The organism is Streptomyces sp. NPDC005728 (genome assembly GCF_040630895.1).
Lineage (GTDB): Bacteria > Actinomycetota > Actinomycetes > Streptomycetales > Streptomycetaceae > Streptomyces.
In genome coordinates, this window is record NZ_JBEXYL010000047.1 from 45572 (window position 1) to 65737 (window position 20166).

Below are 20166 nucleotides of genomic sequence, written 5' to 3' on the forward strand. Positions count from 1 at the left end.
GAAGGATCCTCGCCATGCGCGCCACCACCATCCACGCCCCGTACGACATGCGCGTGGAGAACGTCCCCGAGCCCGTGGTGCAGCTGCCCACCGACGCCGTCGTACGGGTCCTGCGCGCCTGCATCTGCGGCAGCGACCTGTGGGCGTACCGGGGCGAGGCGGCCCGGCAGCCCGGGCAGCGCATCGGGCACGAGTTCCTCGGCGTGGTCGAGGAGACCGGCTCCGAGGTGTCGGCCGTCCGGCGCGGTGACCTGGTGGTCGCCCCCTTCATGTGGTCCGACGGCGTCTGCGACTACTGCCGCGAGGGCCTGACGACGTCCTGCGAGCACGGCGGCTTCTGGGGCTCCGTCGGCTACGACGGCGGCCAGGGCGAGGCCGTGCGCGTGCCGTTCGCCGACGGCACCCTCGTCCAGCTGCCCAAGGAGGCGGCCTCCGACGACCATCTGCTGTCCGCCCTGCTGACCCTCTCCGACGTGCTCGGCACCGGCCACCACGCCGCCCTCGGTGCGGGCGCCCGCCCGGGCGCCACGGTCGCCGTGGTCGGCGACGGCGCGGTGGGCCTGTGCGCTGTGCTGGCCGCCAAGCGGCTGGGCGCCGAGCGGATCATCGCGCTGGGCCGCCACGAGGTCCGCACCGACATCGCGCGCCGCTTCGGCGCCACCGACGTCGTCGCCGAGCGCGGGGAGGCGGCCGTCGAGGCCGTCCGCGCCCTCACCCGCGGCCAGGGCGCGCACGCCGTCGTCGAGGCGGTCGGTACCGAGCAGTCCATGCGGACGGCAGTGAACATCACCCGCGACGGCGGCGCGATCGGCTTCGTCGGCGTGCCCCACGGCAGCGGCACCGGCCTGGACCTCGGCGTCATGTTCGACCGGAACATCGCCCTGCGCGGCGGTGTCGCGCCGGTCCGTGCCTACATCCCCGACCTGCTGCCCGACGTCCTGGACGGCACGATCGACCCCTCGCCGGTCTTCGACATGAGCGTCGGCATCGAGAGCGTGCCGGACGGCTACAAGGCGATGGACGAGCGCACCGCCCTCAAGGTGCTCGTCACCAACGACCAGTGACCGGCCCTACGACCAGCGGATCGGCAGCGGCAGCGCCGTGAGCAGACCCGAGACCGCGACCACCGCGCCCAGGGCGATCACCTCGGCCCGCGCGGGGGCGTACGCGGTCAGCGGGTCGGCCGCCCGGCTCAGCCGGATCCGCGCCCACAGGGCGAGCACGGCGACGACGGAGACCAGGAGCACCTTGGCCAGCAGGGTGCGTCCGTACGCCGTCGTCGTCAGCTGGTCCAGGACCGTGGCCGCCGGCATGCGCCGCAGCGAACTCCACACCCCGGTCGCGGTGAGAGCCGCGAGCAGAACAGCGGCCACGCGCGCGTAGAGCCCCAGCAGCGCGGCCCCGGCCGGGTCCCCGCGCCACAGCCTGAGGGTCCGCAGCGCGTGCAGCAGCCCGCCTGCCCACAGGGCCGCACAGGTCAGGTGCACCAGCGTCAGAACCGAGCCGGCCGACGGGCCGTGCTCGGTCGTGGGGTGTGCACGCAGCGCCTCCGCGACCACCACCGCGACCGGCGGCCACACCTGGGCCGCCGGGCGGCGCGCGATCGCGCACAGCGCCGCCAGCAGGAAGGCGTTGACCTCCAGCAGTGCCAGCCTGCCGTCGCGGGAGTCGTACAGGCCGCCGACATCGATCTGGCCGAGGCTGTGCGGGACCAGGTTGCCGGTGGAGACCACCGAGGCTAGGCCCAGCGCGGCCGCGAGGCCCGCGCAGGTGGCCGACGGCGCCCAGCTGCGCGGCCGTTCGGGCGGGGCTCCGGGCAGGCGCCGGGCGAGCCGGAGCACGAACAGCTCGCCCAGCGGGACGCACAGGGCGGCGAACAGCACCCCGCGCAGCAGTGCGATGCCGCCCGCGCCGGGCGCGGCGGCCTCTCCGGTGCCGTGCAGGGCGGCGGACGGTCCGAACAGCGGGATCAGGGCGGCCAGGGCCACCAGGACGAGAACGGCGACGGCCCGTCCGGTGCCGGACCGCGGGGCCGGGTCGTGGCCGTCGGCAACCTCGTCGGTGGGTCGTGTGCAGGCCACCCCGTGATCCTCACCAGCCGTCGCAGAACCGGGCAACTCAAGGAAAACAGCTGGTGTTACGGCATTCCACCCATACGTACGTTTCCGGCCGCCTGTGTGCTCACCTCCAGGAGGACGGATCCGAACCGCACGGGACCGGGGGCCGTGCCCAGTCGGCGGGGCCGCCCGCGAACGAGACCGGCGGCCGGGCGTACCGCAGCCGGCCGAGGGCGCTGCCCGTCTCGGCCAGCCAGGCGTCCGGACCCTCGTACGGGGCGCCGCCCGTGGCCGGGTTGGGCCGGATTCCGTCGGTCAGCCAGTGCGCGGTCCGGGCGAGGGCCAGCCGGACGAGCCGGCCGTGTCCGTCGTACGACTGCTCGGTCAGCGCCCGCAGCACGGCCGCCGCCAGCAGATACCCCGTGCCGTGGTCCAGCGCCTGGGCGGGCAGCGCGCCCGGCTCTGCCACCGAGCCCTCGGTCACCGCGATGCCGGTGGCGACCTGCACGAGGCTGTCGAAGCCGCGCCGCCCGTCCCAGGGCCCGTACGCGCCCCACGCCGACACCTGCGCCACGACGAGGCCGGGGCGCCGCTCGGCCAGCGCCTGCGGGGAGAGCCCGAACCGGTCCAGGGCGCCGGGCCGGTAGCCGGTGACCACGACGTCCGCCGCGGCCAGCAGTTCCTCGAAGGTGTCCCGGTCGGCGGCGAGGTCGAGGGTCGCCGACCGCTTCCCGAAGCCCGTGTCGGCATGCTGGTCGGCGAGTTCGGGCAGCTGCGGTGCGTCCACGCGCAGGACGTCCGCGCCGAGCAGGGCCAGCGTCCGGGTGGCGACCGGACCGGCCAGCACCCGGGTCAGGTCGAGCACGCGGAGCCCGGCGGCCGGCGACAGGGGAGCGGCGGCCGGATCGAGCGGCGGGAGCACGCGCGCGCGTGCCGTGTCCAGTCGCTCACGCTCAACCAGGGGCCGGGCGGCCACCTCGGCGGCCTGCTCGTGCGCCGACCACTCCTTCGGGGTGCGCAAGGCCACGGCGAGGCCTCCGGCGCCGTACACCGTCTCCTCCGCCTCCAGGGCGGAGCGCTCGGCGAGTCGACCGGCCACCTCCTCCACCGAGGCGTCCGCCGGCAGGGACAGCGCGCCGAGCAACCGGGCCCGGTGGTGCGGGTAGTTGGCGTGGGTGCGCAGCCAGCCGTCGGCCGTCCGCCAGAATCGCGACAGCGGTGCGAAGCCGACCGGTGTGCGCCCGTCGATCTGCAGCACCCGTTCACTGTGGAAGGCGGCGGCGACCGCACCGTCGTCCACCACGACGGCCGGCACCTCGGCACGCCCGGCCCGCCGCGCCGCCAGCTCGGCCGCGGCCAGCGCACACGCGCCGACGCACCCGCGCGCCAGCTGCCGTACGGGAAGGCGCGCCGCAAGCGCGCCCTCCCGCATCACGGTGGTGGCTCGTTCGGCCAGGGCGGGATCGCCACCCAGGGCCGACCATGCGAACTTGATGTCAGTCATGACTGCACTATGCAGTATTGACTAAATCAATATATGGACGGGAGTCTCTCTACCCGTCTACTCGGAAACCCCTACCCGTCTACTTGGTCACCGCGGCCAGCGCGTCCGCCGTGCCCCAGCCGTAGAAACCGTTGTAGTTCTTCGAGCCCTCGCACACCGCGTCGACCTTGCCGTCACCGTTGATGTCGTACGGATCCGTGCACGGCGTGGCGTTGGCCTCGGCGTACAGCAGGGCCTTCACCAGGGCGGCGGGGGCGTGCGGGTGGGTTGACTTGATCAATGCGGCGACGCCGGCGACATGCGGCGTCGCCATCGACGTACCGGCCATGTAGCCCCACTTGCCGCCCGGCAGCGGGCCCAGGATGAGACCGCTGGTCGCCGGGGGCTCCGGCTTCTGGTAGGCCGTCGAGTCGCCGCCGGGGGCGGCGATGTCGATCACGCCGAGGCCGTAGTTGGAGAAGGACGACTTCAGGCCCTTCGCCCCGGTCGCCGCCACGGTCACCACACCCGGCAGCTGGGTCGGTATGTCGTAGCACTCGTGCGGGTCGATCACCCGGTCCGACGGGGTGGCGTCGTTCGGGGAGACCGGGTCGGTGATCGAGTCGGACGCGAGGTCGTAACTCTCGTTGCCCGCCGCCGCGACGTTCACCGTGCCCTTCTTCTCCGCGTACCGAGAGGCCCGGGTGATGGCGTCGACGAGCGCCTTCTGGTCCGGGTCGGTGGTGCAGTTGAAGTACCAGGGGTCGGTGTAATAGCTGTTGTTGGTCACGTCGACGTGGTGCTCGGCCGCCCACATGAAACCGCAGACCACGGACTCCGTGTAGAAGTACCCGTTCGGGTTGGCGACCTTGATGCCCGCCACCCTGACGCCCGGCGCCACACCCGTGACGCCCACGCCATTCTTCGCGGCCGCGATCTCGCCCGCCACGTGCGTTCCGTGCGGGCTCTCCGACGCACTCGGCCGCCAGGCTCCGTCGGTCGTGTCCGGCTTGCCCGACACACAGTTGGCGGAGGCGTCACGGTCGAAGTTGGGTGCGATGTCCGGGTGGGTGTCGTCGACGCCCGTGTCGATGACGGCGACCGTCACGTCCGGGCTGCCCAGGGTCTTCTCGTGCGCCTTGTCCGCCTTGATGGCCGGCAGGTCCCACTGGAGCGGCTCCAGCGGGTCCTGCCCGTCGGTCGCCTTCGCGTCGGAGACCTCCTCGGCGCTCAGCACCTTCGGCGTGCCGACGTCGGTGGTGGACTGGGCGGGCAGCGGAGCGTTGCGCGTGGCGCCGGCCGAGTCGACCCCGCGCACCTTGCGGATCTCCTTGGCGAAGTCCGGGTTCGAGGAGTGGACGACGATCACGCCGATCCGGTCGTACGCGATCACCACCGAGCCGCCGGCCTGGGCGACGGCCTTCTGTACGTGGTCCGAAACGCCGTACCCGGGGCGGACGTTGACGACGTAGCTGAGCGAGGGGCCGTCGGTGGCCGCGGTGCTCGTGGTGCTCGTGGCGTCGGCCGCGGACGCCGTGACGTTGGGAAGGAACGCGAGGGCCGTGGCCATGGCCATCCCGACGGGGATCGCCATGGCGCGGCGGTAGCGCGGCTGGGGCGCTGTCATGTGTCTGTCTCTCCAGTTCGTTCGCGATACGAGCGTGTCGTGCGGGAAGCCGTGCCGAGGGCGTCTACCGGACCGCGCGCAGCGCGTCGACGATCCCGAAGCCGTAGAAGCCGTTGACGCGCTTGCCGCCGGCGCAGGTCGCGTCCACGACCCCGTCGCCGTCCCCGTCGTAGGGCTCGGCCGGGCAGCCCGGGTTGTCCGCCTGGGCCTTCAGGAGGGCCTGCAGCTGGGCGGGGGTGGCGTGCGGGTGGGCCGACTTCAGCAGTGCGGCCACGGCGGCCACGTGCGGGGACGCCATCGACGTGCCCTGGAGGAAGCCGTACTGGTTGTTCGGCAGCGTGGACAGGATGCGGCCGTTCTTCGACGGCGTGTCCGGGATCTGGTACTTGTCGCCGCCCGGCCCCGCCACGTCGACGACGCCCTGGCCGTAGCTGGAGTAGTACGACTTGGTGCCCTTGACGCCCACCGCGCTCACGGTGACCACACCGGGCAGCTGGGTCGGCACGTCGAAGCACTCGTGCGGGTCGACCGTCCGGGGCGCGGGGGTGGAGTCGTCGGGGCTGGAGTCGTCCACGATCGCGTCCGCGTCGAGGTCGTCGTTGGAGTTGCCGGCGGAGGCCACATTGAGCGTGCCCTTGCGCTGTGCGTACAGCTGGGCCCTGTTGACCGCGTCAACGATGGCACGTTGATCGGGGTCGTCCATGCAGTTGTACAGCCACGGGTCAACGTAGTAGCTGTTGTTGGTGATCTCGATGCCGTTGTCCGCGGCGAACACGAAGGCGCAGACCACGCTTTCGGGGAAGAACAGCGAGTTCGCGTCCGGCTGGGCCACGGTGATGCTCGCGACCTTCACGCCCGGCGCCACACCCGCCACGCCCGTGCCGTTGCGGGCCGCGGCTATCTCGCCCGCCACATGCGTGCCGTGGTAGTGGTCGGCGTCCACCGGCCGCCAGGCACCGTAGGTCGTGTCCGCCTTGCCGCTCACACAGTTCGCCGACTGGGACGCGGAGAAGTTCGGGGCGATGTCCGGGTGCGTGTCGTCGACGCCGGTGTCGATCACACCGACCGTCACGTTCCTGCTGCCCGGGTTGATCGTCGCGGCCTTGTCGGCGCCGATCGCCCGCAGGTCCCACTGGTCCGCCTCCAGGGGCTCCTCGCCCGCTGCGGCGCTCTTGGAGATCTTCGCGACCTCCGCCTTCGACAGGACCTGCACCGCGCCCTCGTCCGTCGTGCCCGCCGGCGTCAACGGAGCGGTACGCGTGGCACCCGCCGACTGCACACCGCGGACGGCACGCATCTGCGGGCCGAAGTCGGGGTTCGCGGAGTGGACGACGATCACACCGATACGGTCGTAACTCGCCACGACGGTACCGCCGTTGCGTGTGATCGCCCGCTGCACCGACTCGATCGTGTGGTGGTCCGTCCTGGTGTTGACCACGTACGCGAGGCTGGGGCCGTCCGCCGCCCGCGCCGCCGTGGCCGCCGGGGTCGCCGCCGAGGCCGCCGCCGGCAGGAAGCCGAGCGAGGCGGTCAGCGACAGCACGACCGGCACGGCGAGCGCGAGCCGCCGTCTGGAGCGCAGATGAGCCATGGGATCTCCACATCATCCGGATACGAAACCGCCCGAGACACAGGTGGCTGCTCGGGCAGGTACATGACGGGTGGTGCAGGGCGAAGCTATCTCCCGGGACTGATCTCCGAAAGGGCCAGGCGGACTTGAACCGCCCCGCACGTGGCGCCGTGACCGTGGACGGAGGGCCCATCAGGATCGCGGCCCTCACCCGGAATCACCTGCAGGAGTCAGTCGGTGACTCCCTGTAATGTGATCTCGTCCCTGTGAAGTCAGTAAGCGCATGTCCGTGACGCGAGGAGACTCCGTGGCTACCGAGACACCGCCGCCCGCGAAACCCCAAGTCCACCTTCCCTCCACCGAGGAGTTCACCGAGGTGCAGCAGAGCGCGGAGTTCGGTGAACTGCGCCGCGCCCACCGCTCCTTCGCCTTCCCCCTGACGATCGCCTTCATCGCCTGGTACCTGCTGTACGTCCTGCTCTCCAACTACGCGGGCGACTTCATGGGCACCAAGGTCGCCGGCAACATCAACGTGGCCCTCGTTCTGGGCCTCGCCCAGTTCCTCACCACGTTCCTCATCGCCTGGTGGTACGCGCGGCACGCCGCCGCCAAGCTCGACCCCAAGGCCGAGGCCATCAAGTCCCGGATGGAGGGCGGAGCATGAGCCCCGCACAGCACACCCTGCTGGCCGCCGGCGAGGCGAGCGAGCACCGCACGCTGATCATCACCCTGTTCGCGGTGTTCGTCGCCGCAACCCTCGTCATCACCGTCTGGGCGGGCCGGCAGACCAAGGACGCGGCCGACTTCTACGCAGGCGGCCGCCAGTTCACCGGATTCCAGAACGGCCTCGCCGTCTCCGGCGACTACATGTCCGCCGCGTCCTTCCTCGGTATCGCCGGCGCCATCGCCCTCTTCGGCTACGACGGCTTCCTCTACTCCATCGGCTTCCTCGTCGCCTGGCTCGTCGCCCTGCTCCTGGTCGCCGAGCCGCTGCGCAACTCCGGCCGCTACACGATGGGCGACGTGCTGGCCTACCGGATGCGGCAGCGGCCCGTCCGCACGGCCGCCGGCACCTCCACGATCGTCGTCTCGATCTTCTACCTGCTCGCCCAGATGGCCGGCGCGGGCGTCCTGGTCTCCCTGCTCCTGGGCATCACCAGCGACGGCGGCAAGATCGGCATCGTCGCCCTGGTCGGCGTCCTGATGATCGTGTACGTCACCATCGGCGGCATGAAGGGCACCACCTGGGTCCAGATGGTCAAGGCGGTGCTCCTGATCGTGGGCGCCCTGCTGCTGACCTTCCTGGTACTGATGAAGTTCCACTTCAACATCTCGGACCTGCTCGGCAAGGCCGCCGACAACAGCGGCAAGGGCTCCGCCTTCCTCGAGCCCGGCCTGAAGTACGGCGCCACCGGCACCACCAAGCTGGACTTCATCTCGCTCGGCATCGCCCTGGTCCTCGGCACCGCGGGCCTGCCGCACATCCTGATCCGCTTCTACACGGTCCCGACGGCCAAGGCCGCCCGCAAGTCCGTGATCTGGGCGATCGGCCTGATCGGCGCCTTCTACCTGATGACACTCGCCCTCGGCTTCGGTGCGGCCGCACTGATCAAACCCGACGAGATCATCGCGTCCAACAAGGCGGGCAACACCGCGGCACCCCTGCTCGCCCTCCACCTCGGCGGCGTCGACTCCAACTGGGGCGCGATCCTGCTGGCCACCATCTCGGCGGTCGCGTTCGCCACGATCCTCGCGGTCGTCGCGGGTCTGACCCTGGCCTCGTCCTCCTCCTTCGCCCACGACATCTACGCCAACGTCATCAAGAAGGGGCAGGCCACCGAGAAGCAGGAGATCAACGCGGCCCGCTACGCCACCGTCGGCATCGGCGCGGTCTCGATCGTCCTCGGCGCCCTCGCCCGCGACCTGAACGTCGCGGGCCTGGTCGCCCTGGCCTTCGCGGTCGCCGCCTCCGCCAACCTGCCGACCATCCTCTACAGCCTGTTCTGGAAGCGGTTCACCACCTCGGGCGCCCTGTGGTCGATCTACGGCGGCCTGGTCACCGCGGTCGGCCTGGTGCTGTTCTCGCCGGTGGTGTCCGGCAAGCCGACCTCGATGTTCCCCGACGTCGACTTCCACTGGTTCCCGCTGGAGAACCCGGGCATCATCTCGATCCCCGTCGGCTTCCTGCTGGGCGCCCTGGGCACCCTGCTGTCGAAGGAGGTCCCGGACGCCGGCAAGTACGCGGAGCTGGAGGTGCGGTCGCTGACCGGGACGGGAGCACACTGAGCTTCCTACGGACGGCCGCGTCGTCCAGGACTGTACGGTCCTACGACGCGGCCGCGTCCCACCTCGTGGGATCAGGCCGCTGTCGTTGTCAGCGGTGTCACGTAGGCTCGCTGGTGACGGAACAAGTGTGCTGCGAATCGAGGGAGGGGGCCCACGTGCTCATCGACACCTACGGCCGAGTGGCCACCGACCTGAGGGTCTCGCTGACCGACCGGTGCAATCTGCGTTGCACCTACTGCATGCCCGAGGAAGGCCTGCAGTGGCTGGCCAAGCCCGATCTGCTGACGGACGACGAGATCGTCCGCCTCATCGACATCGCGGTCCGCCTGCTCGGCATAGAGGAGGTCCGCTTCACCGGTGGCGAGCCCCTGTTGCGCCCCGGCCTGGTCGGCATCGTCGAGCGCGTCGCCGCGCTGGCCCCCCGCCCGCAGATGTCGCTCACGACGAACGGCATCGGCCTCAAGCGCACCGCCTCCGCCCTGAAGGCCGCGGGCCTGGACCGGGTCAATGTCTCCCTGGACACCCTCCGTCCGGACGTCTTCAAGGCCCTCACCCGCCGCGACCGCCACAAGGACGTCATCGAGGGCCTTTTCGCCGCCCGCGAGGCCGGCCTCACCCCGGTCAAGGTCAACACCGTCCTGATGCCGGGCCTGAACGCCGACGAGGCCCCGGACCTGCTGGCCTGGGCGCTCGAGCACAAGTACGAGCTGCGTTTCATCGAGCAGATGCCCCTGGACGCCCAGCACGGCTGGAAGCGCGAGGGCATGGTCACCGCCGGCGACATCCTGGCCTCCCTGCGCACCCGCTTCGACCTCACCCCCGAGGGCACGGACGAGCGTGGCTCGGCACCGGCGGAGCGCTGGCTGGTGAACGGCGGCCCGCAGCGGGTCGGCGTGATCGCTTCGGTCACCCGTCCGTTCTGCGCGGCCTGCGACCGGACCCGGCTCACCGCCGACGGCCAGATACGGACCTGCCTGTTCGCCACGGAGGAGACCGACCTCCGCGCGGCCCTGCGCTCCGACGCCCCCGACGAGGAGATCGCCCGCATCTGGCGCCTGGCGATGTGGGGCAAGAAGGCGGGCGCGGGCCTGGACGACCCGTCGTTCGTCCAGCCGGACCGACCGATGTCGGCGATCGGAGGCTAGCCGGGACTCTTCGGGAGCTTCAGGCCCCTTCGGGAGCTTCCCAGTCCTCGAACTTCACCACGTCCTTCAGGAACCCCCGAACCCCGAGGAACTGCGAGAGATGCTCGCGGTGTTCCTCGCAGGCGAGCCACGTCTTCCGCCGCTCCGGCGTATGAATCTTCGGGTTGTTCCACGCCAGCACCCACACGGCGTCGGCACGGCAGCCCTTGGCGGAACAGATCGGCGTCTCACTCACAGGTTCGTCTCGCACGGATTCGAGTCACAAAGCGGGTGCAAACAAGGCGACGCCGAGCAGCCACGGGGGGAGCTGCCCGGCGTCGGTCTGTCGCTCCGACGGGGGATGCGGAGCGCGTACGCAGTATGTCACGGGTCACCCACCGCCCGGCACTGGAACTGCACGATTGATCTGAGCTTTTCCTGAGCTTGACACGGAGCACCCGGTCGCTTCCGCCACGTCCGCCGTGGTCACGCCCCTTCGGGCCGCTCGGACTCCGTTCGCGCCGTCTGCTCCTCCGCACGCGGCGCCGCGATCATCGGCCGCGTCGGTGCGCTGACGAACGTCGACGGAAGAGACGGCGGTCGCTCGCGGCCCGCGTTCGCGATCACAACGGCGACATAGGGGAGGAGCGCACCGAGCACGAGCGCCACGACGGCGACGTACCGTTCCACGTTCCACAGCGTCGCGGCGAGGATCACCGAGGCGGTGCGGATCGTCATCGAGATGACGTACCGCCGCTGCCGGCCCCGTACGTCCTCGGCCAGCCCGGTCCGGGCACCGGTGATCCGGAACACCTGGCCACTGCCCCCGTGCTGTTTCCGCATCACATCCACCATCCGCCCGCATCGGACTCTCCCCGGCCCGCTCCTTCGTCCGTGCCCGGCGGGGAACCGGACCAGGACAACTCCACGTTACGCCGCGCCCGCGGCGGCCACGAGACCGGGTCGCGCCCTGCCCGCGCCGACGCCCTCGGCCGCGCCGCGTGCGGGCATGCCCGACATGCGCCGTACGGCGGACGGACCCAGACTGACCGTAATGCTCACGTCGAGCCGTTCGAGGAGGCAGCCATGGGCTGGTTGTGGGCGATCATCGTGGGATTCGTGCTCGGTCTCATCGCGAAGGCGATCATCCCGGGCAAGCAGCACAGCCCCCTCTGGCTGACCACCATCGGCGGCATCCTCGGCGCCATCGCCGGCAACGCGATCGCCGGCGCCCTCGGTGTGGCGGAGACCCGGGGCATCGACTGGACCAGGCACGCCTTCCAGCTCGTCGCCGCGATCATCATCGTCTTCGCCGTGGACATGCTGTACATGGCAACGCTGGGCAAGAGGAAACAACAGGCCTGAGCCACAGCGCGCCCCCGAAGGGGCGCGGGGCACTGCGCGACAGGCCACGACGAACCGCAAGCCCGCAGCAGACCCACGCCCCCAGGGCGCTACACGTCGGCAAACTCCACGGCAGCCAGATTCTTCTTCCCCCGCCGCAGCACCAGCCACCGCCCGTGCAGCAGCTCTTCCTTGGCCGGGACGGCGTCCTCCGCGGTGACCTTCACGTTGTTCACGTAGGCACCGCCCTCCTTGACCGTCCGCCGCGCAGCGGACTTGCTGGCCACCAGCCCGACCTCGGCGAACAGGTCGACCACCGGGCCCAGCTCGGCCACCTGGATGTGCGGCACCTCGGACAGCGCGGCCGCCAGCGTCCGGTCGTCCAGCTCCGTCAGCTCGCCCTGGCCGAACAGGGCCTTGGACGCGGCGATCACGGCGGCCGTCTGGTCGGCGCCGTGCACCAGCGTCGTCAGCTCCTCGGCGAGCGCGCGCTGCGCGGCACGGGCCTGGGGACGCTCCTCCGTCTGCTTCTCCAGCTCCTCCAGCTCCTCGCGGGACTTGAAGGACAGGATCCGCATGTACTTCGAGATGTCGCGGTCGTCCACGTTCAGCCAGAACTGGTAGAACGCGTACGGCGTCGTCATCTCCGGGTCGAGCCAGACGGCGCCGCCCTCGGTCTTGCCGAACTTGGTGCCGTCCGCCTTGGTCATCAGCGGGGTGGCCAGGGCGTGCGCCTCGGCGTCCGGCTCCAGCTTGTGGATCAGGTCGAGACCGGCCGTGAGGTTGCCCCACTGGTCGCTGCCGCCCTGCTGGAGCGTGCAGCCGTACCGTCGGTACAGCTGCAGGAAGTCCATGCCCTGGAGGATCTGGTAGCTGAACTCGGTGTAGCTGATGCCCTGGTCGGACTCCAGGCGGCGGGCCACGGAGTCCTTCGTCAGCATCTTGTTGACGCGGAAGTGCTTGCCGATGTCCCGCAGAAACTCGATCGCGGAGAGGTTCGCGGTCCAGTCGAGGTTGTTCACCATCACGGCCGCGTTCTCGCCCTCGAAGGACAGGAACGGCTCGATCTGGCCGCGCAGCCTGTCCACCCAGCCGGCCACCGTCTCCGGGTCGTTCAGCGTGCGCTCGGCGGTGGGGCGCGGGTCACCGATCAGGCCCGTCGCGCCGCCGACCAGCGCCAGCGGCCGGTGCCCGGCCTGCTGGAGCCGGCGCACGGTGAGCACCTGTACCAGATGCCCCACGTGCAGCGACGGCGCCGTCGGGTCGAAACCGCAATAGAACGTGACGGGACCGTCCGCGAGAGCCTTGCGCAAAGCGTCCTCGTCAGTGGACAGGGCGAACAGCCCACGCCACTTCAGCTCGTCGACGATGTCCGTCACGGTTCTCGTGTCTCCTCGGTGATCCTGGGGCAGTCGGGTGACAGCCGACTACGAGGTTATACGCCCTGACTGACAGAGCTCATGTTGAAATCGGGGATCCGCAGTGCGGGCATCGCGGCCCGGGTGAAGTAGTCGCTCCACTCACGCGGCAGCGTCTTCTCCGTGCGCCCGGCCTCGGTGGCCCGGCCGAGCAGGCCCACCGGCGACTCGTTGAACCGGAAGTTGTTCACCTGCCCGGTCACCTCGCCGTTCTCCACGAGGTAGACGCCGTCCCGGGTCAGGCCGGTGAGCAGCAGGGTCGCCGGGTCGACCTCGCGGATGTACCAGAGGCAGGTCAGCAGCAGCCCGCGCTCGGTAGCCGCGACCATCTCCTCCAGGGAACGGTCCTGACCGCCGTCCAGGATCAGGTTGCCCAGTGCCGGGGCGACCGGCAGCCCGGTCAGGCCCGCGCTGTGCCGGGTGGTCGTCAGGTGCTTGAGCACGCCCTCGCCGATCCACTCGGTGGGACGCGCCGGCAGCCCGTTGTCGAACACGGACTGGTCGCCGCCGGAGGAGTGGGCGACCACGAACGGCGAGCACTCCAGGCCCGGCTCGTTCGGGTCGCTGCGCAGGGTCAGCGGCAGCTCGCTCAGCTTCTCGCCGACGCGGGTGCCGCCGCCCGGCGTGGAGAACACCGTCCGGCCCTCGGCCGCGTCCCGGCCCGAGGCCGACCACAGCTGGTAGATCAGCAGGTCCGCCACCGCGGTCGGCGGCAGCAGCGTCTCGTACCGGCCTGCGGGCAGCTCCACGCGCCGCTCGGCCCAGCCGAGCCGTACGGCCAGCTCGGCGTCCAGGGCGCCCGGGTCGACGTCCTTGAAGTCACGGGTGGACCGGCCCGACCACGCCGAGCGGGTACGGTCCGGCGACTTGGCGTTCAGCTCCAGCGTGCCGTTGGGCTGGTCGTGCCGCAGGCGCAGCCCCGTGGACGTGCCCAGGTACGTCGACACCAGCTCGTGGTTGGCGAACCCGTACAGCTCGCGGCCTCCCGCGTGCGCGCGTGCGAAGGCCTCTCCGAGCGCCGGGGCGAAGTCCGCGAAGACGGCGGACGAGGTCTCGGCGGGCGCGTCCGTGAAGTCCGGGGACTGAGGGACACCGGTGATCAGCGGCTGGGCGTCCTCGGCGGGCCCGGCCCCGCGCGCGGCGGCCTCGGCGGCCCGCACCAGCGGCTCCAGTTCACCGGCGGTCACGGCGGACCGCGAGACGACCCCGGAGGCGGTGCCCTGCTGCCCGTCCACGGTCGCGATCACCGTGAGGGTACGGCCGCGGGTGACACCGTTGGTGGTGAGCGCGTTGCCCGCCCAGCGCAGGTTGGCCGTGGACTGCTCGTCGGCGATGACGACACAGCCGTCGGCCCGGGACAGCGCGAGCGCCTGCTCGACGATCTCGTGCGGCTTGTTCGCCTTGTTGGTGGGCGCGCTCATCGACCGGCCTCCTGCGTGGTGTTCAGAATGTTGACGCCCTTGAAGAGGGCGGAGGGGCACCCGTGGGACACCGCGGCGACCTGGCCCGGCTGGGCCTTGCCGCAGTTGAAGGCGCCGCCCAGGACATAGGTCTGCGGACCGCCCACGGCCGCCATCGAGCCCCAGAAGTCGGTGGTCGTGGCCTGGTAGGCGACGTCCTTCAGCTGCCCGGTGATCCGCCCGTTCTCGATCCTGAAGAAGCGCTGCCCGGTGAACTGGAAGTTGTACCGCTGCATGTCGATCGACCAGGACCGGTCGCCGACGACGTAGATGCCCCGGTCGACGCCTCCGATCAGGTCCTCGGTGGACAGCCCGGCGGGATCCGGCTGCAGCGACACGTTGGCCATGCGCTGCACCGGCACGTGCCCGGGGGAGTCGGCGAACGCACAGCCGTTGGACCGCTCGAACCCGGTCAGCCGCGCGATCCTGCGGTCCAGCTGGTAGCCGACGAGCGTGCCGTCCTTGACCAGGTCCCAGGACTGCGCCTCGACGCCCTCGTCGTCGTAGCCGACGGTCGCGAGGCCGTGCTCGGCGGTGCGGTCACCGGTGACGTTCATCAGCTCGGAGCCGTACCGCAGCTTGCCCAGCTGGTCGAAGGTGGCGAACGAGGTACCGGCGTACGCGGCCTCGTAGCCGAGCGCGCGGTCCAGTTCGGTGGCGTGCCCGATGGACTCGTGGATCGTCAGCCACAGGTTGGACGGGTCGACCACGAGGTCGTACAGGCCCGGCTCCACGCTCGGCGCCCGCATCTTCTCGGCCAGCAGCTCCGGGATCCGCTCCAGCTCGGCGTCCCAGTCCCAGCCGGTCCCGGTCAGGTACTCCCAGCCTCGGCCGACGGGCGGCGCGATGGTCCGCATCGAGTCGAACTCGCCGCTCGACTCGTCGACCGACACGGCCGTCAGCTCCGGATGCAGCCGCACCCGCTGCTGGGTGGTCACGGTGCCCGCGGTGTCGGCGTAGAACTTGTTCTCGTGCACGGTGAGCAGCGAGGCGTCCACGTGGTTCACGCCGTTCGCCACCAGCAGCCGGTTGCTCCACTCCGCGAGCAGCGCGGCCTTCTCCTCGTCGGGCACCGAGAACGGATCGATCTCGTACGACGAGACCCACGTCTTCTCGGCGTGCACCGGCTCGCCGGCCAGTTCGACCCGTTCGTCCGACCCGGCGGCCTTGATCACCTGCGCCGAGAGCTTCGCCATCGCCACCGCCTGCGAGGCGACCTTGGCGGCCGCGTCCAGGGTCAGGTCCACCCCGGACGCGAAGCCCCACGTACCGCCGTGCACGACCCGGACCGCGTACCCGAGGTCGGTGGTGTCCGACGATCCCGCGGGTTTGGCGTCCCTGAGCCGCCAGGACGCGCTGCGCACCCGCTCGAAGCGGAAGTCCGCGTGGTCGGCCCCCAGCGCACGCGCGCGGGCGAGCGCGGCGTCGGCCAGGGCCCTGAGCGGAAGCGCCGTGAAGGCTTCGTCGATGGAATGAGGCACGGAGGTCTCCCTGCTGTCGTGGCCTGTCGGGTCCGATCATGTCGCGGGAGCGGCCCGGCGGACCACAGGTTTCGGTCCGGTACGGGCCATTTCTGTAGGGACCCGACAGCGACTCACTCGCGCCACTGTCGGTGCCCGCTTGCCCGCGGAAGGTGCGCTACCGATAGGTTTTCGATGAAGGCGCCTGCCATCCAGGTGTTCGGGCGGGTTGTCCGACCGCATCAGACCGCTATCGAAAGGGTGATCCGTTGAGCCGCTCGGTTCTCGTCACCGGAGGAAACCGGGGCATCGGCCTCGCCATCGCCCGCGCTTTCGCCGACGCCGGCGACAAGGTCGCGATCACGTACCGCTCGGGTGAGCCGCCGGCCGGCTTCCTCGCCGTCAAGTGCGACATCACCGACGCCGAGCAGGTGGAGCAGGCCTACAAGGAGATCGAGGACCAGCACGGTCCGGTCGAGGTCCTCGTCGCCAACGCCGGCGTCACCAAGGACCAGCTCCTGATGCGCATGTCCGAGGAGGACTTCACCTCGGTCATCGACACCAACCTCACCGGCACCTTCCGCGTCGTCAAGCGCGCCAACCGCGGCATGCTGCGGGCCAAGAAGGGCCGCGTCGTCCTGATCTCCTCCGTGGTGGGGCTGCTCGGCTCGGCGGGCCAGGCGAACTACGCCGCCTCCAAGGCCGCCCTGGTCGGCTTCGCGCGCTCCCTCGCCCGTGAGCTGGGCTCGCGCAACATCACCTTCAACGTCGTCGCACCCGGCTTCGTCGACACCGACATGACCAAGGTGCTCAGCGACGAGCAGCGCGCCGGCATCGTGTCGCAGGTGCCGCTCGGCCGTTACGCGCAGCCGGAGGAGATCGCCGCGACGGTGCGGTTCCTCGCCTCGGACGACGCCTCGTACATCACTGGAGCCGTCATCCCCGTTGACGGCGGACTGGGAATGGGTCACTGATCACCATGAGCGGAATCCTCGAGGGCAAGCGCATCCTGATCACGGGTGTGCTGATGGAGTCCTCCATCGCCTTCCACGTCGCCAAGCTCGCCCAGGAGCAGGGCGCCGAGATCATCCTGACCGCCTTCCCGCGGCCCACGCTGACCGAGCGCATCGCCAAGAAACTGCCGAAGCCGACCAAGGTCATCGAGCTGGACGTCACCAACGACGAGCACCTCGCACGGCTGGCCGACGTGGTCGGCGAGGAGCTGGGCGGCCTCGACGGCATCGTCCACTCCATCGGCTTCGCCCCGCAGGACGCGCTCGGCGGCAACTTCCTCAACACGCCGTTCGAGTCCGTCTCCACCGCCATGCACGTCTCGGCGTTCTCCCTGAAGTCGCTGACCATGGCCTGCCTGCCGCTGATGCAGAACGGCGGCTCGGTCGTCGGTCTCACCTTCGACGCCTCGTTCGCCTGGCCGCAGTACGACTGGATGGGCCCCGCCAAGGCCGCCCTGGAGGCCACCAGCCGCTACATGGCCCGCGACCTGGGCAAGCAGAACATCCGCTGCAACCTCGTCTCCGCGGGCCCGATCGGCTCCATGGCCGCCAAGTCCATCCCGGGCTTCGGCGAGCTGGCCTCCGTGTGGGACAGCCGCTCCCCGCTGGAGTGGGACCTCAAGGACCCGGAGCCGGCCGGCAAGGGTGTCGTCGCCCTGCTGAGCGACTGGTTCCCGAAGACCACCGGCGAGATCATCCACGTGGACGGCGGTCTGCACGCCATCGGCGCGTGACCCTCGCCTGACGTCGGCGCCCCGTTCCCCGCGAGTCCGCGGGAGCGGGGCGTCACTCGTTCGGCGTACCCGGCCGGGCAGGGCCGGGTACGGGCGGCGCATTCTGGACTACGGGTTCACCCCGCGCATCCCTCCGCAGCCCGGCCGAGGAGGTCCCCTTGTGCGCCTGTCCCACAGCCTGGCCTCGGTGACCGTGGCCGTAGCCCTCGTCCTCTCCCTGCCGTACGACGCGATGCCCCACGCGCGCGTGGGCGACGGCAAGCCGCCCGCCCCGAGCCTCTTCGGCGCCGCCTGCCGTACGACCGTGCGCGGCTCCCACGTGGTGGCGTACTGCCACAACCCCTACGTCGACACCGACCGGGTGCGCCTGCACATCGAGTGCGCCCGCTGGTGGGACATCGACACCGACAGCGCCCCGGTGGACACCTCGCCCGCCATGACCGTCCGGCTGACCGGCCGGTGCTGGAACGACGTCGGCTCGGTGTGGATCAGCCACCAGAAGGCGCGTTGAACCGGTCCGGACGGCACAGGAACGGATAGCTCGCGCCCTCCGTGGCGGCCGTCTCCGCGTCGCCCGCCCGGATCGCGTCCAGCAGCCGGGTGTGGTCCATGTACGACTCGGGCGTCAGCTCGGCGCCGACGTCCGCGCGCAGCCAGTCCCGCAGCACCTCGCCCAGGTCGGCGTACATCGCCGTCATGACGTCGTTGTGGGAGGCGGCCACCACGGCCAGGTGGAAGGTCGCGTCGGCGGTCACGAACGCCTCGGCCTCGCCGGCCGCCCAGGCCGCCTCGCGCCGCGCCAGCAGCGCGTCCAGCTGCCTGAGATCCTTCTCGGTGCGCCGCTCGGCGGCCAGTTTGGCCGCCGCCGACTCTAGAGTGGAACGCAGCTCGGCGATGTGCCGGGGGTCGGCGTCCGCGAACCGGCGGTGCATCACGCCGGCCAGCTCGCTCGTCGCCACGACGTAGGTGCCCGAGCCCTGGCGGATGTCCAGCAGGCCGTTGTGCGCGAGCGCGCGGACGGCCTCGCGGACGGTGTTGCGCGCGACCCCGAGCTGCTCGACCAGCTCCGGCTCGGTCGGGATGCGGGAGCCGACCGGCCACTCGCCGGAGGCGATCTGATTGCGCAGTTCGGCGATGACCTGCTCGGACAGCGCCGAACGGCGCGGGTGGCTCAGGGGCATGGCACACCTTCGCACGGGAGACCCGAGCGGAACCGGCCCGGGGATGGACAACCAATCATCCCATGATTCTATGATGGGTCTCATGGCTAGTGAGGAAACCCGGACCGCGGAACCCCGTACGGCGACGACTTCGACCGGACGCGGTACGACCACCCCGGCGGACACACGCCGGACGCCCGCCACGCGCGCGTGGGCGACCCGGCTGGTCGTCGTCGGCATCGTGCTGTCCGCGGTGAACCTCCGCCCCGCCATCACGAGCCTCGGCGCGCTCCTGGAGGAGGTCCGCGACGGCCTCGGCATGAGCGGCGGCGTGACCGGGCTGCTCACCTCCGTGCCCCCGCTCTGCTTCGCCGTCTTCGGTGTCACCGCACCCCGCCTGGCCCGCCGGTTCGGACCGGCCGCCGTGGTGTGCGCCGGCATGGCCGCCATCGCCGCGGGCCTGCTGATACGGCCGTACGCCGGAAGCACGGCCGGCTTCCTGGCCGCCAGCGCACTCGCCCTCATGGGCATCGCCGTCAGCAACGTGCTGATGCCGGTCATCGTCAAGCGCTGGTTCCCCGACCGGGTCGGATCCATGACCGGCCTGTACTCCATGGCCCTCGCCCTGGGCACCTCGCTGGCCGCCGCGGTGACCGTGCCCGTGACCGACGCCCTGGGCGGCGGCTGGCAGTCCGGCCTCGCCGTGTGGGCAGGGCTCGCGGCCGCCGCCGTCCTGCCCTGGCTGCCGCTGGTACGGGACCGGGGCACGGCCCGCGCGCAGGAGCCGGTGCGCGCCGTGGAGGACCGGCAGGCCCCGCTGCGCATCACCCGCAGCCGCACCGCCTGGGCACTCGCCGTCTTCTTCGGACTCCAGGCCACCGCCGCGTACATCACGATGGGCTGGATGGCCCAGATCTTCCGCGACTCCGGCGTCCCCGCGGGCACGGCGGGCCTGCTCCTCGCCGTCACGATGGTGATGGGCGTGCCGCTGGCCTTCGTCATCCCGAGGGTCGCCATCCGGCTGCCCCACCAGGGACCGATCGTGTTCGTCCTGGGCGCGTGCGGCCTCGCCGGATACGCCGGCCTGTACCTCGCCCCTGCTGCCGGCGCCTGGGCCTGGGCCCTGCTGCTCGGCGTCTCCAACTGCGCCTTCCCGCTGGCGCTGACCATGGTCGGCATGCGGGCCAGGACCGGACAGGGCGTGGCCCAGCTGTCCGCGTTCGCCCAGAGCACCGGCTATCTGATCTCCATCCCCGGCCCGCTGCTGGTCGGCGTGCTGTACCAGCAGAGCGGTGGCTGGGGACTGCCGATCGCCCTCATGGCGGGCCTGATGCTGCCCCAGATGGCGGTGGGATTCCTGGCCGGCCGGGACCGCACGGTGGAGGACGAGGCGAGCCGGTAGCCCGCCCCCGGCGGACCGGGCCCGGGCG

At 71.1% G+C, this 20166-nt stretch carries 19 protein-coding genes; 9 read left to right on the plus strand and 10 right to left on the minus strand.

All coding sequences use genetic code 11. From position 1 onward, the window contains the following. Window positions 1-14 precede the first annotated feature (14 nt). On the plus strand, window positions 15-1064 hold the full coding sequence (locus ABZ471_RS27930) for a zinc-dependent alcohol dehydrogenase family protein (protein WP_359070051.1): 1050 nt from the start codon (window positions 15-17) through the stop codon (window positions 1062-1064). Between the two features lie 6 nt (window positions 1065-1070). On the opposite strand, the gene ABZ471_RS27935 is transcribed toward ABZ471_RS27930, so the two are convergent. The 4 genes from ABZ471_RS27935 to ABZ471_RS27950 form a co-directional block, all read right to left on the minus strand. Next, a complete protein-coding gene (locus ABZ471_RS27935; RefSeq protein WP_359070052.1) occupies window positions 1071-2081 on the minus strand; it encodes a CopD family protein in 1011 nt (336 codons plus the stop codon). Window positions 2082-2181: 100 nt separating this feature from the next. Continuing rightward, window positions 2182-3561 (minus strand): CoA transferase, encoded by a 1380-nt coding sequence (locus ABZ471_RS27940; protein WP_359070053.1) that lies wholly within the window; start codon window positions 3559-3561, stop codon window positions 2182-2184. Between the two features lie 79 nt (window positions 3562-3640). Next, window positions 3641-5167, minus strand: a complete 1527-nt coding sequence (locus tag ABZ471_RS27945; protein WP_359070055.1) for a S8 family serine peptidase — start codon at window positions 5165-5167, stop codon at window positions 3641-3643. A gap of 64 nt (window positions 5168-5231) precedes the next feature. Then, complete coding sequence (locus ABZ471_RS27950; RefSeq protein ID WP_359070057.1) at window positions 5232-6758, minus strand: S8 family serine peptidase; 1527 nt, start codon at window positions 6756-6758, stop codon at window positions 5232-5234. A 286-nt stretch (window positions 6759-7044) separates the two neighbouring features. Between ABZ471_RS27950 and ABZ471_RS27955 the strand changes: the two genes are divergently transcribed. The 3 genes from ABZ471_RS27955 (at window position 7045) to moaA (ending at window position 10168) form a co-directional block, all read left to right on the plus strand. Continuing rightward, window positions 7045-7401, plus strand: a complete 357-nt coding sequence (locus tag ABZ471_RS27955; RefSeq protein ID WP_359070059.1) for a DUF485 domain-containing protein — start codon at window positions 7045-7047, stop codon at window positions 7399-7401. Next, complete coding sequence (locus ABZ471_RS27960) at window positions 7398-9023, plus strand: cation acetate symporter (protein WP_359070061.1); 1626 nt, start codon at window positions 7398-7400, stop codon at window positions 9021-9023. Before ABZ471_RS27955 ends, ABZ471_RS27960 begins: the two co-directional genes overlap by 4 nt. A 155-nt stretch (window positions 9024-9178) precedes the next feature. Further along, window positions 9179-10168: a GTP 3',8-cyclase MoaA gene (gene moaA / locus ABZ471_RS27965; protein WP_359070063.1), complete on the plus strand. Its 990-nt coding sequence runs from the start codon at window positions 9179-9181 to the stop codon at window positions 10166-10168. A gap of 19 nt (window positions 10169-10187) precedes the next feature. On the opposite strand, the gene ABZ471_RS27970 is transcribed toward moaA, so the two are convergent. Both ABZ471_RS27970 and ABZ471_RS27975 read right to left on the minus strand, forming a co-directional pair. Then, a complete protein-coding gene (locus tag ABZ471_RS27970; protein ID WP_359070065.1) occupies window positions 10188-10403 on the minus strand; it encodes a hypothetical protein in 216 nt (71 codons plus the stop codon). A 230-nt stretch (window positions 10404-10633) separates the two neighbouring features. Continuing rightward, on the minus strand, window positions 10634-10990 hold the full coding sequence (locus ABZ471_RS27975; protein ID WP_359070066.1) for a DUF3099 domain-containing protein: 357 nt from the start codon (window positions 10988-10990) through the stop codon (window positions 10634-10636). 243 nt (window positions 10991-11233) lie between these two features. On the opposite strand from ABZ471_RS27975, the gene ABZ471_RS27980 reads away from it, so the two are divergent. Continuing rightward, on the plus strand, window positions 11234-11512 hold the full coding sequence (locus tag ABZ471_RS27980; protein WP_359070067.1) for a GlsB/YeaQ/YmgE family stress response membrane protein: 279 nt from the start codon (window positions 11234-11236) through the stop codon (window positions 11510-11512). Window positions 11513-11601: 89 nt separating this feature from the next. Here the strand turns inward: ABZ471_RS27980 and tyrS are convergent, their stop codons facing one another. From tyrS to ABZ471_RS27995, 3 genes are read right to left on the minus strand one after another with little or no spacing between them, the layout of a single operon-like run. Continuing rightward, window positions 11602-12870: a tyrosine--tRNA ligase gene (gene tyrS / locus ABZ471_RS27985; RefSeq protein ID WP_359070068.1), complete on the minus strand. Its 1269-nt coding sequence runs from the start codon at window positions 12868-12870 to the stop codon at window positions 11602-11604. A 56-nt stretch (window positions 12871-12926) separates the two neighbouring features. Further along, on the minus strand, window positions 12927-14330 hold the full coding sequence (locus ABZ471_RS27990) for a TldD/PmbA family protein (RefSeq protein WP_359070070.1): 1404 nt from the start codon (window positions 14328-14330) through the stop codon (window positions 12927-12929). Then, on the minus strand, window positions 14327-15850 hold the full coding sequence (locus ABZ471_RS27995; protein WP_359070072.1) for a TldD/PmbA family protein: 1524 nt from the start codon (window positions 15848-15850) through the stop codon (window positions 14327-14329). Before ABZ471_RS27995 ends, ABZ471_RS27990 begins: the two co-directional genes overlap by 4 nt. A 248-nt stretch (window positions 15851-16098) precedes the next feature. On the opposite strand from ABZ471_RS27995, the gene fabG reads away from it, so the two are divergent. The 3 genes from fabG to ABZ471_RS28010 all read left to right on the plus strand — a co-directional run bounded on the left by fabG (window position 16099) and on the right by ABZ471_RS28010 (window position 18087). After that, window positions 16099-16803 (plus strand): 3-oxoacyl-[acyl-carrier-protein] reductase, encoded by a 705-nt coding sequence (gene fabG, locus ABZ471_RS28000; protein WP_359070074.1) that lies wholly within the window; start codon window positions 16099-16101, stop codon window positions 16801-16803. Window positions 16804-16808: 5 nt separating this feature from the next. Then, window positions 16809-17576: an enoyl-ACP reductase FabI gene (gene fabI, locus ABZ471_RS28005; RefSeq protein WP_359070075.1), complete on the plus strand. Its 768-nt coding sequence runs from the start codon at window positions 16809-16811 to the stop codon at window positions 17574-17576. Window positions 17577-17736: 160 nt separating this feature from the next. Then, window positions 17737-18087, plus strand: a complete 351-nt coding sequence (locus ABZ471_RS28010; protein ID WP_359070076.1) for a hypothetical protein — start codon at window positions 17737-17739, stop codon at window positions 18085-18087. Here the strand turns inward: ABZ471_RS28010 and ABZ471_RS28015 are convergent. After that, on the minus strand, window positions 18065-18757 hold the full coding sequence (locus ABZ471_RS28015; protein ID WP_359070077.1) for a FadR/GntR family transcriptional regulator: 693 nt from the start codon (window positions 18755-18757) through the stop codon (window positions 18065-18067). The genes ABZ471_RS28010 and ABZ471_RS28015 overlap by 23 nt on opposite strands. Window positions 18758-18827: 70 nt before the next feature. Between ABZ471_RS28015 and ABZ471_RS28020 the strand changes: the two genes are divergently transcribed. Next, entirely contained in the window at window positions 18828-20138 is a 1311-nt protein-coding gene (locus ABZ471_RS28020) for a CynX/NimT family MFS transporter (RefSeq protein WP_359070078.1), read from the plus strand. The last annotated feature ends 28 nt before the right edge of the window (window positions 20139-20166 follow it).